Annotated in this window: 8 protein-coding genes; 5 read left to right on the top strand and 3 right to left on the bottom strand. The window is 70.9% G+C overall.

The genetic code is table 11. The annotated features are described in order from the left end of the window. Positions 1–363 precede the first annotated feature (363 nt). Complete coding sequence (locus tag MKK67_RS20580) at positions 364–7,806, top strand: type I polyketide synthase (protein ID WP_243968877.1); 7,443 nt, start codon at positions 364–366, stop codon at positions 7,804–7,806. Then, positions 7,803–9,170 carry an aminotransferase class I/II-fold pyridoxal phosphate-dependent enzyme gene (locus MKK67_RS20575; RefSeq protein ID WP_243968875.1) on the top strand — a complete coding sequence of 456 codons (1,368 nt, stop codon included), beginning with the start codon at positions 7,803–7,805 and terminating at the stop codon, positions 9,168–9,170. The genes MKK67_RS20580 and MKK67_RS20575 overlap by 4 nt, the downstream gene beginning before the upstream one ends. 136 nt (positions 9,171–9,306) lie before the next feature. Here the strand turns inward: MKK67_RS20575 and MKK67_RS20570 are convergent, their stop codons facing one another. The 3 genes from MKK67_RS20570 to MKK67_RS20560 form a co-directional block, all read right to left on the bottom strand. Beyond that, complete coding sequence (locus MKK67_RS20570; protein WP_243968873.1) at positions 9,307–10,491, bottom strand: polysaccharide biosynthesis/export family protein; 1,185 nt, start codon at positions 10,489–10,491, stop codon at positions 9,307–9,309. Positions 10,492–10,697: 206 nt separating this feature from the next. Then, positions 10,698–12,191, bottom strand: coding sequence for an LTA synthase family protein (locus tag MKK67_RS20565; RefSeq protein WP_243968871.1), 1,494 nt, complete (start codon positions 12,189–12,191; stop codon positions 10,698–10,700). Between the two features lie 209 nt (positions 12,192–12,400). Then, positions 12,401–13,897, bottom strand: coding sequence for a capsular biosynthesis protein (locus tag MKK67_RS20560; protein ID WP_243968869.1), 1,497 nt, complete (start codon positions 13,895–13,897; stop codon positions 12,401–12,403). Positions 13,898–14,245: 348 nt separating this feature from the next. Here MKK67_RS20560 and MKK67_RS20555 point away from each other — a divergent pair, with 348 nt between their 5' ends. The 3 genes from MKK67_RS20555 to MKK67_RS20545 all read left to right on the top strand — a co-directional run bounded on the left by MKK67_RS20555 (position 14,246) and on the right by MKK67_RS20545 (position 17,302). Further along, entirely contained in the window at positions 14,246–15,553 is a 1,308-nt protein-coding gene (locus tag MKK67_RS20555; protein WP_243968867.1) for a capsule biosynthesis protein, read from the top strand. Positions 15,554–15,674: 121 nt separating this feature from the next. Next, a complete protein-coding gene (locus MKK67_RS20550) occupies positions 15,675–16,442 on the top strand; it encodes an SDR family NAD(P)-dependent oxidoreductase (protein ID WP_243968865.1) in 768 nt (255 codons plus the stop codon). After that, positions 16,442–17,302 (top strand): formyltransferase family protein, encoded by an 861-nt coding sequence (locus tag MKK67_RS20545; RefSeq protein ID WP_243968863.1) that lies wholly within the window; start codon positions 16,442–16,444, stop codon positions 17,300–17,302. The genes MKK67_RS20550 and MKK67_RS20545 overlap by 1 nt, the downstream gene beginning before the upstream one ends. Positions 17,303–17,337 lie beyond the last annotated feature (35 nt).

The raw sequence follows: 17,337 nt of genomic DNA, 5'->3' as shown, positions 1-17,337 counted from the left end.
GCCGGATGGCGTCGAGCCGTCGCATTGCGGTCTTAGATCTGCAGGCTGCGGCAAAGATCTCTTTGGAAAACCCTGGCGGCACCGCTAGACGGGCTCCGTTCGCCGGTGCGCAACTGTGGCATTTCGATGGTCGCTTGACCGTCTCAACAGGCGGTCAAATGGTGCAGACTTGGCATTTCGGCCGTCGTCATTGGACTGCGGTCTGATGAATACATGTCACAGCCCAGCGCAATCTGGCCGGGCCGGGATGACCTTGCCTGGGGGCAGGTTGGACACCGCAATGGTGCCACAGTAAGGGGTGAGACGGTACTCACTCGTCGCGAGCCGAGCCGACTTCCGATAACGAGCGTGTGCGAACCGAACGTGACACAACGTACAGACATTGCGATCGTCGGACGCGCATGCCGACTGCCCGGGGCCCCCAGCGTCGACGGGCTATGGCAACTCCTGTCGGAGGGCCGCTGCGCCGTCAGCAAGGTCCCCAGTGACCGCTTCTCCCTCGACCGGTTCGCGCATCCGCGCGCCCAGGAGCGCGGGAAGAGCTACACCTGGGCCGCCGGCATCATCGACGACATCTGGTCGTTCGACCCCGCCGTGTTCGGCATCTCGCCGCGCGAGGCCGAGCAGATGGATCCGCAGCAGCGGATGCTGCTGGAGCTGACCTGGGAAGCCCTGGAGGACGCGGGCCTGCGCCCGTCGAGCGTGGCCGGCAGCAACATCGGCGTGTTCGTCGGCGCCTCCTCGCTCGATTACGGCAACCTGCGCATCCTCGATGCGGCCTCGGGCGACGCCTACGCGGCCACCGGCAACACGCTCTCGATCATCTCGAACCGCATCTCGTACATCTTCGACCTGAAGGGGCCGAGCTTCACGGTCGACACCGCCTGTTCGTCCTCGCTCGTCGCCTTCGACAACGCCGTACAGGCGATCCAGTCCGGCCGCGTGGACACGGCGGTCGTGGCCGGCGTCAACGTGCTGGCGAGCCCGTTCAACTTCATCTGCTTCTCCACCGCGCAGATGCTCTCGCGCACCGGCCTGTGCCAGGCGTTCTCGAAGAACGCCGACGGCTACGTGCGCTCGGAGGGCGGCGTGGTGTTCGTGCTGCAATCGGCCGAGGCCGCGCGGCGCAACGGCGCCACCGTGCGCGCCCGGATCGTGGCCTCGGGCATCAATTCCGACGGGCGCACCACCGGCATCTCGCTGCCCTCGGGCTACGCCCAGGGCGCCCTGCTGGAGCGGGTGTACCGCGACGCGGGCATCAGCCTCGACGACCTCGCCTTTATGGAAGCGCACGGCACCGGCACGCCGGTGGGTGATCCGATCGAGGCCTCGGCCATCGGGACCAAGCTCGGCGTCGGCCGCCAGGCGCCGCTGCCGATCGGCTCGATCAAGACCAACATCGGCCATACCGAGCCGGTCTCTGGCCTCGCCGGCCTGATGAAGGCGACGCTGGCGCTGGAGCACGACCTCGTGCCGCCGTCCCTGCACGCGGCCGAGCTGAATCCCGACATCCCGTTCGACGAGCTCAACCTGCGCGTCGTCCGCGAGGCCCTGCCGATCACCCGCGGCCCGCGCGAGCGCTACGCGGGCGTGAACTCCTTCGGCTTCGGCGGCACCAACGCCCACGTCGTGATCACCGACGGGAATTCCGGGTCGCAGTCGGACACCGCCGCCCCGGCGCCGTCCGCTCAGGTTCTGCTGCTCTCGGCCCAGACCCGCGCCGCGCTGAACGAGCTCGCCCTCGACTATGCCGAGCGCCTCGAGGCCGAGCCCGAGCGGGTCGCCACGGTGGCCGCCGCCGTCGCGCATCGGCGCGAGCGCCTGCCCGCCCGCCTGGCGATCGCGCTCGACGGCAAGACCGACGTGGCCGCGGCTCTGCGCGCCGTCGGCGAGGGCGAGGACGCCCAGGACGCCTTCACCGGTACCGCGGTCGACCGCGCCGCCGAGGTGGCGTTCGTCTATTCCGGCAACGGCAGCCAGTGGGCCGGCATGGGCCGCGAGGCCTACGAGGAGAACCCGACCTTCCGGGCCGCCTTCGACCGGGTCGATACCCTGTTCCAGACCTACGCCGACTGGTCGCTCAAGCAGGCCCTCTACGCCGAGGATCTGGACGAGCGCCTGGCGCTCACCAGCGTCTCGCAGCCGCTGATCTTCGCCATCGAGAGCGCCTCCACGGCCGCGCTCCGGGCCAAGGGCCTGATCCCGGCCTACGTGCTCGGCCACAGCGTCGGCGAGATCGCCGCCGCCGAGGCGGCCGGCATCCTCACCCTCGAGGATGCGGTCCGGGTCATCTATTACCGCAGCCACCACCAGGAGACGACGCACGGCCAGGGCACCATGGCGGTGCTGCTGATGCCGGCCGAGGAGGTGGAGCCCTTCCTCAAGGATTACCCGTCCCTCGACATCGCCGCCTACAACAGCCCCAAGGCCGTGACGGTCGCCGGGCCGGTGGCCGATATCGACGCTGCCTTGAAGGCCCTGTCGCGCAAGCGCCGCCGCGGCCGCAAGCTCGACCTCGCCTACGCCTTCCACGGCCGGCTGATGGACCCGACCGAGAAGCCGCTGCTGCGCGATCTCGCCGGGCTGAAGGCCCGCGCCGGCACCACCGCGATGGTCTCGACCGTCACCGGCAGCGTGCTGGACGGCGACAATTTCGGCGCCGGCTACTGGTGGCGCAACATCCGCGAGCCGGTGCGCTTCAGCGAGGCCGTGCAGGATGCCACCCGTCGCGGCGCCCGCGTGTTCGTGGAGGTCGGCCCGCGCGCGACCCTGATGTCCCATGTCGGCGACGCGGTCGAGCCGCTCGGCATCGAGACCGCCACGGTCGGCGTCATGCACCGCAAGGCGTCCGGCGGCGACCCGATCGCCAAGGCGGTCAGCGCCGCCCTGGTCCAGGGCGCGCAGGTCGACGAGGCGCTGCTCTTCGGTGACGCCCCCCGGGGCGATGTGCGCCTGCCGACTTATCCCTGGCAGCGGCGCCCGTTCCGCCTGGCTGATACGCCTGAGAGCGTCGGCGCGATGAGCGCCCGCCCCTACCACCCGCTGATCGGCTCGCGGACCACCTTCGACGGTCTGGAGTGGAACGGCTTCGTCGATCCGGCGACCCTGCCGGAGCTCGAGGACCACAGCGTCGAAGGCCAGGTGATCATGCCCGGCGCCGGCTTCGTCGAGATGGCGCTGGCCTGCGTCCGCGAGGCGATGCGCCACGACGAGGTGGTGCTGGCAGATTTCGAGATCCTGTCGCCGATGGTGTTCGCCGAGGAGGCCCTGCGCGAGGTCGCGGTGCGCCTGTCGGGCACCGGCAACGGCATCCAGGTTCTCAGCCGTCCGCGCCTGACCCAGACTCCCTGGCAGCTCCACGCCCAGGCCAAGATCGTCGACGGCACGTTCACGGCCCCCAAGGCGCCGGATCTGAACGGGTTCGATTTCGACAGTGCCGGCGAGCAGGTTCTGACCGGCGAGGCACTCTATGCCCGCGCCCGGGCCTCCGGCCTGGCGTTCGGCCCGAGCTTCCGGCAGGTCGCCATGAGCGCCCGGCTCGATGACGCGACGATCGTGTCCGACCTGCTGCCCGCCGAGGCCGACGCCCGCTTCACGCTGGTGCCGGCGCGGCTCGACGCCTGCTTCCACGGGCTGATCCTGCTGTTCGCGGACCTGCTCGGCGAGAATGCCGGCAAGGCCTACATCCCGGTGCGCTTCGGCGAGGTCCGGCTGCTGCGCCCCGGCGCGGTGATCACCCGCTCGGTGATCCGGACGCGCCGCTGCAACGAGCGCTCGATCCTGGCCGATTTCACCCTGCTCGACGCCGACGGCGCGGTGGTCGCCACGATCCGCGAGGGCCGCTTCCAGGCCCTGCGCGCCAAGGGCGGCGGCGACCTCTCGGCCTTCGCGATCTCGCAGGTGCCGGAACTCGCCACCGAGCCGACCGCGATCCCGATGGAGCGCCGGCCGAGCGTGGCCGCGCGCCTGCGGCCGCTCACCGCCGAGGCGAAGGGGCCGGCCGACGCCGCCCTGTCGCCGGGCCATCTACTCCTTGAGGGCTGGGCGACCTCGCTGGCCTACCGTCTCGCCTCCGGCCTGGCGGAGGGCGAGACCGTCTCGGTCACCGACCGGCGCGTGCCGGAGGCCCTGCGCCCCTGGCTGCTCAACGCCCTCTACGCCCTGGAGAGCAGCGGGCTCGCCGAGCGGGCCGGTCCGAATTGGACCCTGGGTGACGGCTCGGCGCTGCCGGCCCCCGACGAGATCATGCGCTGGATCGCCGGCGACCATCCCGATCTCTCCGCCGAGCTGGTGCTGATCGCCGATGTCGGCGCCATGGTCGATCGCCTGCTCGCGGGCAAGCTGAGCGACGCCCCGGCCCTGCCGCAGGGCGCCATCGACGCCTTCGTGATGCGCTCGGCCACCGCGCGCCACACCGCCGATCTGGTCGCCGACCTGATCGAGAAGAGCCGCGGCCAGCTCCCGAAGGAGCGCGCCCTGCGGGTGCTGCAGGTCGGGTTCGGCCCGCTCTCCGCCCAGGCCGCGGCCTTCTCTGCCGCCGCCGAGGCCCGGCTCACCGTGTTCGAGACCGACCGCCGGCTCGCCGAGCGCGCCCGCCTGTCGCTCACCCACGGCGCCACTATCGTCGAGGCGGCCGACGAGCTCGCCCCCGGCAGCTTCGACCTGATCCTGGCGGCCGGCAGCCTGCATCGCGGCGAGCGCGCTCTCCCGGGTCAGCTCGCCGGGGCGCTCGCCACCGGCGGCCTGCTGGTGGCCGTGGAGCCGGGCGCGTCCCTGTTCCGCGACCTCGTATTCGGCCTCACGGGCGGCTGGTTCGAGGAAGCCGTCGGCGGCATGCCGGTCGGGCGCCTCGAGGATATCGAGGGCTGGCAGCGCACGCTCAGCGCCCATGGCCTGGTCAAGGTCGCGGTCGAGCGCGCGGCGTCGGCCAATGGCGACGACCTGCTGCTGGTCGCCGAGGCCCCGGTGCGTCCGGGCCCAGCCCCGGCCCAGAGCTTCGCCTTCGTGATCGGTTCGGACGACGAGTTCGCGGCCGAGACCGCCTCCTCGCTGGCAACCCTGCTGGTCGCGGGCGGCGTGCATGTCTCGATCATCCTCGATTCCGAGACCTCGCTGATGGAGCTGGAGAAGGAGACCCCCGACACGGTGGTGTTCCTGGCCGGCGCCTTCACCCGCGGCGGCGAGGCGGCCGAGCGGCTGCGCGACCGCTGCCTCAGCCTGAAGCGCTGCATCGAGCATCTCGGTGCCCGCCAGACCCGCCTGTGGGTCGTGGCGCCGGGCGCGACCCGCGACCGCGGCGGCCAGACCACCAACATCGAGGCCGGCGTGTGGGCGTTCTCCCGGACGCTCGCCAACGAGGCCCCGAACCTCGACGTGCGCCGTATCGACCTCTCGCCCGAGATGTCGTCGAAGCGCGCCTCCGAGCGCCTGCGCGACCTCATCCTCTCCGGCACGCCGGAGACCGAGATCGTGCTCGACGACGAGCGGACGCAGGTCGTGCGCTTCCATGCCGGCCGGCCGAAGCACCGGGATCCGGCGGATGCCGTCCCGGCCGAGGCCGCGCGCCTGGAGCGCAGCAACACCGGCGGCCTCAACGAGATGGTCTGGGGTCCGGCCGAGCGCCGCACCCCCGGCAAGGGCGAGATCGAGATCGCGGTCGAGGCCACCGGCCTCAACTTCCGCGATGTGCTCTGGGCGCTCTCGATGCTCCCTGAGGAGATCCTGGAGGACGGCTTCGCCGGCCCCCGCCTCGGCCTCGAATGCGCCGGCCGGGTCACGGCCGTCGGTCCGGGCGTCAAGGGCTTCAAGGCCGGCGACCCGGTCGTCGCCTTCGCCCAGTCGGGCTTTGCCACCCACATCGTCGTGCCCGAGCTCGTGGTCGCGCCGATGCCGCAGGGTCTCGACCCGATGGCGGCGGCGACCGTCCCGGTGGCGTTCCTCACCGCCTATTACGGCCTCGTCTCCTGCGCCCGGATGCGGCGCAGCGAGTGGGTGCTGGTCCATGGCGGCGCGGGCGGCGTCGGCCTCGCCGCGCTGCAGATCGCCAAGCTGAAGGGCGCGCGGGTCATCGCCACCGCCGGCTCCCGCGAGAAGCGGGCCCTGGTGAAGGCGCTCGGCGCCGAGCACGTGCTCGATTCCCGCTCCCTCGCCTTCGTGGACGAGGTCCGGGCGATCACCGGCGACGGTGTCGACATCGTCCTGAACAGCCTGTTCGGCGAGGCGATGGAGCGCTCGCTCAACGCCCTGCGGCCGTTCGGTCGCTTCGTCGAGCTGGGCAAGCGCGACTACGTCGCCAACACCCATATCGGCCTGCGCCCGTTCCGGCGGAACCTCAGCTACTTCGGCGTCGATCTCGATCAGGTGATCCAGCACCAGGGCGATGACGGCGCCCGGATGTTCCGCGAGGTCATGGCGCTGTTCAACGACGGCGGCCTGAAGCCCCTGCCCTACCAGCCGTTCACGGCGGCCGAGACCTCGGACGCCTTCCGGCTGATGCAGCAATCGGGTCACATCGGGAAGATCGTGATCAGCCCGCCCAAGGCGGGCACGATCCTCAAGGACACGAAGCGGCCGTTCACGGTCTCGACCGACGGCGTCCACCTGGTGACCGGCGGCCTCGGCGGCTTCGGCCTGGAGGCGGCGCGCTGGCTGGTCGACAAGGGTGCCAAGCACCTGGTGCTCGCCGGCCGCAAGGGCGCGACCACCGACGAGGCCAAGGCGATCGTGGCCGAGCTCGCCGGGCGTGGCGTCAAGGTCGAGGCCAAGGCGGTGGATATCACCAGCCGCTCGGCGGTGGACCGCCTGATCGCGGAGATCGAGCAGGGCGGCAAGACGCTCGCCGGCGTGCTCCACGCCGCGGCGGTGCTCCAGGACGGCCTGATCGCCAACATCGACGCGGCTGCGCTCGACGCGGTGATCGGCCCGAAGGTGATCGGCGCCCAGCACCTGGATGCCGCGACCCGGGACCGGAGCCTCGACTACTTCGTGATGTTCTCCTCGGCGACCACATTCATCGGCAATCCCGGCCAGGGCTCCTACGTCGCCGCCAACGGCTTCATGGAAGGTCTGGCCCGGCAGCGGCGCCGCCGCGGCCTGCCCGCTTTGGCGGTGGCTTGGGGTGCGATCGGCGATGTCGGCATGCTCGCCCGCAACAAGGCGGTCATGGAAGGGCTCGCCGGCCGCGTCGGCGTCACCCCGATGGAGGCGCGTCGCTGCCTCGAGCTGATGGCCGATGCGCTGGAGGCTCAGGGCGCGTCGCCGGACGAGGCGGTGATCGCCATCGCGGCGATGCATTGGGGCAAGGCGCGCGAGCGGCTCGCCACCATGCGCTCGCCGAGCTACGCCGACCTCGGGTCGGATCAGCAGGTGGAGGCCGGCGGCGTCCAGGCGATCAACATCGGCGCTCTGCTCAAGGGCGGCGACGTGGACGCGGTCCGCAAGACCGTGTCGGACGCGATCGTCGAGGACATCGCCCGGATCCTGCGCCTGCCCAAGGACGATATCAGCCGGGTCCGCCAGCTCTCCGAGATCGGCCTCGACTCGCTGATGGGCGTCGAGTTGGGCGCCAGCCTGCAGGAGCGCTTCGCCCTCGATGCACCGCCGGCCGGTCTCTCGTCCGGCATGACGGTCAACGAACTGTCGGAGTCCTTAATTCAGGCGGTTTCGGCCCCCATGGATGAGGCAGCCGGTGTCGCGATGAGCCTCGTCTCGAAGCATATCGGTGGTGAGATCGACGCGCAGATGATGGCGCCGCTCCGGGAACTCATCGCGCAGACTTCCAGCGAGATCAAAGAGACCAACCCATGACCGATACGGCACGGCCTGACGGTGGGCGCGCGGCGCTCGCCGGCTTCGTGACGAACCGCCTCGGACGCGCGACGCCGCGCCCGGCGCCCGCCAAGGCGGCGTCCCCGGCCGGGAAATCGGCCGCGCAGAACTTCGAGAACCTGCCCGGCTACCGCGAGCTGCAGCTGCAGCGCCAGGCGGCGCAGCTGATCGGCCTGGGCAACCCGTTCTTCCGCGTCCACGACGCGAAGGCCGGCGCGACCACCCGGATCGACCAGAAGAGCTTCACCAACTTCTCGTCCTATGACTATCTCGGCCTGAACGGACATCCCCGGGTCAGCAACGCGGCCCGGGAGGCGATCGAGGCCTACGGTACCTCGGCGTCGGCAAGCCGCGTGGTGGCGGGCGAGCGGCCGGGGCACATTAGTCTCGAGCAGGCGCTGGCCAAGCATTACCGCACCGAGGGCTGCATCGTGATGGTGAGCGGGCACGCCACCAACGTCACGACCATCGGCGCCCTGCTCGAAGCGGGCGACGTGATCTTCCACGATGCGCTGTCCCACAACAGCATCGTCACCGGTGCACAGCTCTCCGGTGCCCAGCGGCGCTCCTTCGCGCATAACGACCTCGACGCCCTGGAGAGCCTCCTCCAGAACACCCGCCACGAGCACCGCCGGGCGCTGATCGTGGTCGAGGGCCTCTATAGCATGGACGGCGACGCGCCGGACCTGGCTGGCCTCGTCGCCCTCAAGAAGCGCTACGATGCCTGGCTGATGGTGGACGAGGCCCACGGCCTCGGTGTCACCGGCCGCACCGGTGCCGGCCTGTTCGAGCATTGCGGTGTCGACCCGAACGAGGTCGACATCTGGATGGGCACGCTGTCGAAGACGCTCTCGACCTGCGGCGGCTACATCTGCGGCCCGATCGCCCTGATCGAGTACCTCAAGCACACGGCCGGCGGCTTCGTGTACAGCGTCGGCATGTCGCCGCCGCTGGCCGCCGCCGCCGAGGCGGCGCTTGCGGTGATGCAGGCCGAACCGGAGCGGGTCGAGCGCCTGCGCCAGAACGGCACGCTGTTCCTGGCCACCGCCAAGAAGCTCGGCCTCGATACCGGCTTCAGCCTCGGCCTCGCGGTGGTGCCGATCATCGTGGGCGATTCGCTGAAGGCCGTGACCCTGTCGGACCGGCTCTTCCGCCGCGGCATCAACGTCCAGCCGATCATCCACCCGGCGGTGCCGGAGCGAGCCTCGCGCCTGCGCTTCTTCCTGACCTCCGAGCACACCGCCGACCAGATCCGCGACACCGTGAACGCGGTGGCCGAGGAGATGGCGGCGATCGACAAGGGCGGCTCGCTGATCGAGCAGCTGCTGGCCAAGCGCGGCTGAGTTTTTTCGCGCTGCGCCGGTATCCGGCGCGGTTCACCACATGAGAATGCAAGCAGGGCGCGGATGCCATCCGCGCCCTGCTTGCGTTTTCAGGATCTCGGCCCCGCCGGCCCGGAAGCCGGCGAGGCGGCCTGACCTACTTCGCGTAGGCGTAGGCGGTGGCTGCCGAGCTGAGCGGTCCGGTGACGCCGCTGAAGGCGGTCAACACCTTCTGGACTTCGGTGAACGGCGCGTTCGAGACGTAGATCAGGTCGCGGTTGCGCATGCGGAACGCCTGGGTGGTGAACAGGCTGTTGGGGTCGCGCATGTTGATCCGGTAGACCACCGGCACCAGCGGCGTCCCGGTCAGCTTGGTGCCCGGGTTCAGGCGGCGCACCACGCTGGCGGGCTCGAACCGGAAGATGAACGTCCCGGCCGGGTCGGCGGCGAAGTCCGACAGGCCGCGCGCCTTGGCGAGCGCCTGGGCGAGCGTGATGCCGTCGGCCTGGAACGGCAGCTCGGTCGCCTGGCCGAGCGCGCCCACCGCCAGGAAGGTCTGGGGATCGCGCACCAGGGTCAGCACATCGTTGGGCCGCAGGTAGATGTTCTCTTTCGGGTTCGACACCACGGTCGTCAGCGGCACGGTCGCGGTGAGCGGCCCGCGCGACAGGCGCACGAAGGTCTCCGACACCGGCGAGCGGTTGCCGCCGGCGGCCGCGATCACGTCGAGGATGCGGTCGCCGTGGCCCGAGAGCGGCAGGCGGGCGCCGGCGGCACCCTCGCCGGTGACGGTAACAGCCTGGCTGATCGGCCGGGTGACCGAGACCAGCACCTGCGGCTGGATGGCCTTGCCGGCGAGCTCGTTCTCGATCAGGCCCTGGACGTCCTGGGGCCGGCGTCCGGCGACCTTGATGCGCCCGGCATAGGGCACCGAGATCGCGCCGTCGCGGCCGACCGGCTGCTCAGGGATGAGGGCGGATTTGGAACCGGCGGAGAACCGGTCGGCGACGAGCGGTCCGGAGAACAGGCCCCCGGAGCCGGCCTCCCAGACCGAGACCGAGACCATGTCGCCGATGCCGATCACCGGCTCGGTGGAGGGGCGGTGGTCGCCGAAGGAGGCGAGCAGGCTATCCAGCGGGCGGCCGCGCAGGGCCTCGATCACGGAGGGGGTGACGTCGATGATTTCGTAGCGGGCGAGCGTGCCACCGTCAGCGGTCGCGACTTCCGCGCCCGCCTCGATCGCGCTCGCCGTCGGCCCCGCCGCGGGCAGGTAGGTGCAGCCGCCGATGGACCCCGCCGCGAGGGCGGCCATCAGCGCGGTGAGCGCCGTCTTACGCAGCATCACAGAGACTTCTCCTCGCCGGCCTCCGCGCCATCGCTGGCTCGGGCCGGGACATCCATGGTGACCGCCAAACGCTGCGATCGCTTTAACGGCCGCGTCGAACGGGCGGGTACCGCGCGGAACCCGCTTCTGGGACAGCCTTCGCTATCCGCCGGCAATGCGACACCAGCGTGGCACGGCCAAGCTCGAACCGGTCAAGCTTAGCCTTATCGCGCCCTTGCCGGTGCCTCCGCAAGGGTGCGGGCCAGGGGCGCGCGCAGATCCCGCCCCAAGGCGTCGGCGGTGATGTCCAGGCGGCGCGGTGGGACCGGCGCGCCGCCGAACCGGAACAGCGCGTAATCGGTCGCCTGGCCGCCGAAGCCCGGCTTGCAGGTCGGCAGCGAGGGCGCGTGGTCGCCGAACACGCAGAGCGTGATGGACTGGCCCCGGTCCTGGGCGACGGTCTCGAGTCCCGCCACGAGGGTCTCGATCATGCGGCCGGTATTGACGACGTGATGAAGGTATTGCGCCTCCGGGTCGTCGATTCCGGGCATTCGCCCGGGCTTCCAGGGCCCGTGATTCTCCATGGTCACGCAGAACAGGAACAGCGGCGTGCGCCGCCCCCGGACCTCCTCCAGCAGGCGCTCGCCGAGTGCCACGTCCCCGACATAGGGGCCGACCCGGGGCGCAGCCTCGAACGCCTCGCCCATCACCAGGTCGGTGAAGCCGAAGGCCTGCATCACCTTGGCCCGGCGAAAAAAGTCCCTGTGGAAGGGGTGCAGGAACAGGGTCGCGTAGCCCTTGCTGCCGGCCAGCCGGGCGAGGCTGGTCGGCTCGTCGCCGCTGCGGGAGGTGTAGGGATCGTACCGGCCGAAGCCGAGGCTGTCTGAGGGCCGGCCGGTCAGCACGGCATGCTCGCTGCGCATCGTGTAGGCGCCGTGGGCCGGGACTCGCAGGCGGCCGTATTGCGCGGCGCGTGTGCGGAACAGCTCCATCGCCGGCAGCGTCGGACCGCCGAGGCGCTCCGGGTCGATGAACGATTCGAGCTGGATCACCACCACCACGTCGTCGCCCGGGCCGGCCGGAAGGGTCGGCACCTCCGGAACCGGCGCGCTGCCCGCCAGCGCCCGGGCCGTGTAGCCGAGCAGGCTCGCCGGCAGGCCGACCCGGGCGACATCCGCCTCCAGGTCGGGCTCGGGGAACCAGCGCGCGACCAGCCTGGCGAGCGGCGGCCGGGACGCGGCGAGCACCAGCAGCCATAGGGCCAGGGGCAGGCCGAGCAGGGCGGCGATGCGTGGAATCGGCGCATCCGGCAGGACGCTCGGCTCGGTCCGGTACCAGATCACCGTCGCGATCAGGGTCAGGACCACCGGAACCGAGATGCGCGGATCCCAGAGCGGCGGGATGTAGTAGAGCTGCGGATGGCGCGGCACCTGCGGCAGCAGGACGAAATCGCTGAACAGCAGCGGCTCGCCGATCACCGAGCGCTTGGCCCGGCTGACATAGATCAGCGCCGCGACCGAGACGACGCAGGTCAGTCCGGCCAGCCAGGGCCGCCACGAGAAGACGAACCAGAACAGCAGGATCAGCAGGTAGCCGAGCAGCCGCAGGGCAAGATCGCGCGGCGCCAGGCGCGCCGGGCCGAGCGAATCGCCGACGAACACCTCGAGGGCGAGGCAGATGGCGAGCGCGAGGGCGGCGGCAATGAGGAACGTGGTCACGGTTCAGGAACTCGATGAGGGGCGAGCGCGCCAGCGGATGCTACGGGATGCGACCCGGCAGGGAAAAACATGGTGAAACAGGGACTTCGGGGCGTTTCCGGATGCGGATGCCTCGGAATCGAGATTTCGTCCGCCGCGATAGGAATCCGCTCTATCCCCTTGGGAGCGCAAAAAGAAACCCGGATAGCGGGTGCCATGGATGCCCCCGCCTAGCGCGGCCCCGTCTCACGGCCGACGCCGCGGCGGCTGCGGAGCGCCCGCACGATCGGATTGAACAGGCCGTAGCGCGCCCGCATGACGAGATGGGCGGTGCGGCCGATCGAGAGCGCGCTGCGCGGGGCCGCCTCCCGGGCGGCGCTGAGCCGGTCGAGGAGCCGCTCGGGGCTGCACGGCTTCATCGCCACGGGATCGAGGTAGCGCGCATAGAGGATCATCGCGCCGGCCACCAACTCGTCCAGGGTGAGCCTGCGGCCGCGGTCGGCCCCCGGCGCCAGATCCTCCGACAGGCCCCAGCCCGAGTAGAACGGGCGGCCATGGGTCGCCACGCTGAGCCCGCGGATCAGCGCCTCGAAGCCCGCGAGCGAGGTCATGGTCTCGACGTGGTGGACCCGGTCGAGCATGTCGACGATGCTGATTCCCCCCACGATCCGGTCGGCGAGGGTGAGCGCTTCGGCCTCCGGGATGATGCCGGGCCGGAACCCCGCCTCGACATCGGGATGGGGCTTGTAGAGCAGGAAGGCGTCGGGGTTGCGCCGCCGCGCGGCTTCCAGCAGCGCCCGGTTCGAGCGAACCAGCGGCGAGCCGTGCTGCACCGAGGCGTCGTCCTCGACCTGCCCGGGCACCAGCACGATCCGCCGGCCGGTCGGCCAGTCGAGGGCGGCGGCGTCGAGGCCGACATTGTACTTGCTGAGGCGCCGCGCCACGACCTCCTCGCGCAGGCGCTTGGCCCGGCTCACCAGTTCGGGCTGGAAATCCGACTCGGCCAGCAGCCGCTGCAGGCGGCTCTCCCGGCGCGGGTCGTAGTAGATGCCGAGGTCGTCGACCACGATGGAGGCGCCGGGCTGCAGGCTCGCGCCGAGGCCGACCGAGCGCAGGAAACCGTCCTCCACCCGGGCGAGCGGCAGGCCGGCCTGGGCGCAGGCGTCTTCCAGCTTGCCCGGGGCACGGGTCGCCCAGGCGAGGATCCGGCCGTGATGACGCTGGCCGGCTGCGACCGCGGCCTCGGCCGTCATGGTGTGGACCGGGCGCCCGGCGGGACCGGAGCCGAGCACGTCGAGGGCCGGCCGCTTCCAGCGCGACATACCGACATAGACGACGCGCCGGTCGTTCTCGGCGAAGCGCGCGGCGAGCCAAGCGATGTGTTCCGCGCAGGCTTCGCGGCCGATCGGCTGGCGGGTCCAGGGATCGAGATAGTGGATCCCGCCCTCCCCGCCGAGCGGCTTGCCGTCGAGGCTGAGCCGCAGGGACGCGAACCCGGTCTCCGGTGTGTCGTACGGGCTGAGCAGCGGACCTGGTGTGACCACGAGCCGGCGGCGCCCAGTCAGCCGGAGCAGGCGCGCGGGCAGGCTTCCCGCCCCCCAGACGGCGCCGACCGCGCCGGGCCGAACCCGGTCGAAGGCGAAGCCCGTCGCGGCCTCGATCTCCGCCCGCAGGCGGCGGATCGTCCGGCCGGTCGCGTAGAGCGACGGGGTCGGTTCAAGGGACATGATGGGGCGCCCGGCTCCGGTCGGCTGACTCGTTCGGGCCGCCTGTAGCGCATTTTCGCCGCTGTGGGATGGCCGGCGCGGAATCACCGGGATCGCGGGGACAACCGTGGCCGATCACGCAAGCGTCACGGCTTGAAAAGGATTTGGACATATCGTCGCCGTGATTGCCCCTTCAATCCGCGTGGTGGCCGCAAAAGTGCGACCGTTGCAGACGGGCCACGCCGGAGCGGAAACGCCACCCCGCGACGCGGCCTCGGATTGCCGGGCCGTGTTGCTGCGTGCCAACTCTGGTCACTCTTTCCGGTCCGGATCCGTCCGGCCGAGGGTCAAGGATAGAAGCGCCGCGGAATGCAAAAGACCGCCCCCGACGCCCTCCGCGACCGCCCTGCGACCTTTCTGTTCCTGCAGGGCATCGCCTCTCCGTTCTTTTCCGATCTCGGCAAGGCGCTGCGCGCTCGGGGACACGAAGTCCGCCGCATCAACCTCTGCCCCGGCGATTGGCTGTTCTGGAACGGCAACGCGGACAATTACCGCGGCCGCCGCGAGGCCTGGGGCACGTATCTCGAATCGTATCTCGACCGCGAAGCCGTCACCGACATCGTGCTGTTCGGCGATTGCCGGCCGTTCCACCGGGCCGCCCGGATGATCGCCGAGGTCCGCGGCCTGCGCGTCCACGTGTTCGAGGAAGGCTATATCCGCCCGAACTGGATCACCTGCGAGCTCGGCGGGGTGAACGGCTTCTCGTCCCTGCCGCGCACGGCCGCCGAGGTCCGCGCCTTGGCGCGGCGCCTGCCCCAGCCCGGCCGGGCGATGCCCTCCACGGGCGACATGGCCCGGCGCAGCGTCTGGGACGTCGGCTACAACGTCGCCAACATCGCCTTCCCCTATCTCTTTCCGCATTTCCGCAGCCACCGGCCGACCCATATCGCGGCCGAGTACGCGGGCTGGATCAAGAAATTCAGCCGGCGCGCCCATACCCGCCGCGAGGCGGCGCGCTGTGACGAGATCTACCGCGCGGTCGGCTGCGACTACTTCCTGCTGCCGCTCCAGCTCGACAGCGACTACCAGATCCGGGTCCACTCGCCGTTCCTCGGCGTCGAGGGCTTCATGGACCGGGTGATCAAGTCCTTCGCGGACGCGTCCTCGGCGCCGACGCGCCTCTTGGTGAAGCTGCATCCGCTGGACAGCGGCCTGATCAACTGGCGCAAGTTCGCCCGTGCCTCGGCCCGGCGCCACGGCGTCAGCGACCGGCTCGACTTCATCGACGGCGGCGACCTGCCGGCCCTGATCAAGGGTTCCCGCGGCGTCGTGATCGTCAACTCGACGGTGGGCATGCTGTCCCTGGAGATGGGACGACCGACTCACGCGGTCGGCACCGCGATCTACAATATGGCCGGCCTGACCCATCAGGGCGACCTCGACGGCTTCTGGACGAACCCGACCGCGCCCGACATGGGCCTGATGGCCGATTTCCGCCGGGTCGTGCTGCACCGGACGCAGGTGAATGGCGGCTTCTTCTCCAAGGGCGCGATCGAGCGGGCCGTGGCCGGCTCGGTGCCGCGGATGGAATCCGCCCTACCCGATTCGATGCTGGCTGCGGCCCGGGTGATCCGCGAGGGCGGCGAGAGTGACGGACAGCTCGCGCCTGTCTACTGAAGCGTGACAGGAAAACTGCTGGTTCTTCCTGACAGTTTCCGGGTCCTGGCGTGCCTTTAAGTCGCCGGTGAGCCTTTCCCGGCCTTGATTTGTCCGGGCTCCGCGGCGTAGCACCCGCACCATGCCCCGCATTCTGATCACTGGCGCGTCGAGCGGTATCGGCGCTGCGCTCGCACGCCATTACGCGCGTGCCGACGTGAGCCTCATCCTCATCGGACGCAATGTCGACCGCCTGGAAGCCGTGGCCCGGGATTGCCGGGCCAGCGGCGCGACCGTCGAGCCCGTGCGCCTCGACACCCGGGACCGGGCCGCCGCGATCGACCTGATCCACAAATCCGACGCGGCCCAGCCGCTGGACCTCGTCATCGCCAATGCCGCGGTGAACGGCGGCAACCAGAAGGGCGAGGTCGAGTCAGAGGAGACGGCGTTCGAGACCGCCGACATCAACTACACGGGCTCGCTCAACATCGTGCTGCCGACTCTGACCCTGATGCTCCAGCGCGGGCGCGGGCAGATCGTGCTGGTGTCCTCGCTCGCGGCCTACGCACCCTTGCAGGATGCCCCGGCCTATAGCGGCGCCAAGGCTGCCCTGGTCGCCCACGGGCTCGCCCTGCGCCAGAAGGTCGGGCCGCGCGGCGTGAAGGTCAACGTCGTGGCGCCGGGCTATGTGAAGACCCCGATGGGCGGCGAGCTCAAGGGTTGGCGTCCCCTGGAGATGAGCGCCGACGAGGCGGCCCTGCACATCGCCAAGGGCGTCGCGAAGGACCGCGACGTGATCGCCTTCCCGTTCGTGCTGGCGGCCCTGGCCAGGACCGTGCTGCTCCTGCCCGAGAGCATCCGCCGGGCCGGGCTCTACGCCTTCCGGTTCCAGCGGCGGCCGCGCCGCTGATGGCCCGCGCCCGGATCGCCCTGTTCGTCCTGGAGGCGCTGCCCAATGCCCGGGTGGTGCGCCGGTTCGTGGCCGATCACCGGGCCGACATCGCCTTGGTCGGGCTCTCGAACGCGGAGCGGCCCTCGAGCGGCGGCCTGACCGGGCAGGTCCGGCGCCATCTCGCCCGCTCCGGCGCCGGGATCCTGCCCTACCTCGCGGTGAATTTCGGGCTGCCGGACCTGCTGCGCCCGCTGGCGCCCCTGACCCAGGCGGTTTCCGGCAGCGGCGACGCGCCGGAATCGACCCCGCTCAAGACCCTGTGCCGGCGACTCGGTATCCCGACCCTGACGGTGGACGACGTCAACGGCCCCGAGGTCGCGCAGGCGCTGCGCGAGGCGGCCCCGGACCTGATCCTGACCTATCATTTCGACCAGATCCTGAAGGCCGCGACCATCGGTCTGGCACGGCTGGGCGGCATCAACGGCCATCCCGGACTGCTGCCGCGTCACCGCGGCCCGGTTCCGACGATCCATGCGCTGTCCGACGGGCCCGGCGCCTTCGGCATGACCCTGCATCGGCTCGCCGCGACGATCGATACCGGGGCGATCCTGGCCCAGGAGGCTGTGCCCCTCCCCGCCGCCACCACCGCCACCCGGGCGGCCGTGGCGCTCCACGCCCATGGGCGCGGCATGCTCGACCAACTGCTCGACGCGATCGCCCGCACGGACCGCCTGCCCGAAGGCCGGACCACGGAAGTCCTGCCCTATTGCCCGTTCCCGGACCGGGCGCTGCTCGCCTCCCTGCGCCGCAGGGGCCTGCGGCTCACCGACGGACGCGATCTGCGCGAGGCGGTCAGCCTGTCCGGTCGCGCCGCTTAACCGGCTCTTAAGGCTGTTTCGTAGAAGATCGTTCA

Origin of the sequence: Methylobacterium sp. J-072, from assembly GCF_022829425.1 — a bacterium.
In the GTDB taxonomy this organism is placed as follows: domain Bacteria; phylum Pseudomonadota; class Alphaproteobacteria; order Rhizobiales; family Beijerinckiaceae; genus Methylobacterium.
This window is presented reverse-complemented; position numbering and strand designations above follow the sequence as displayed.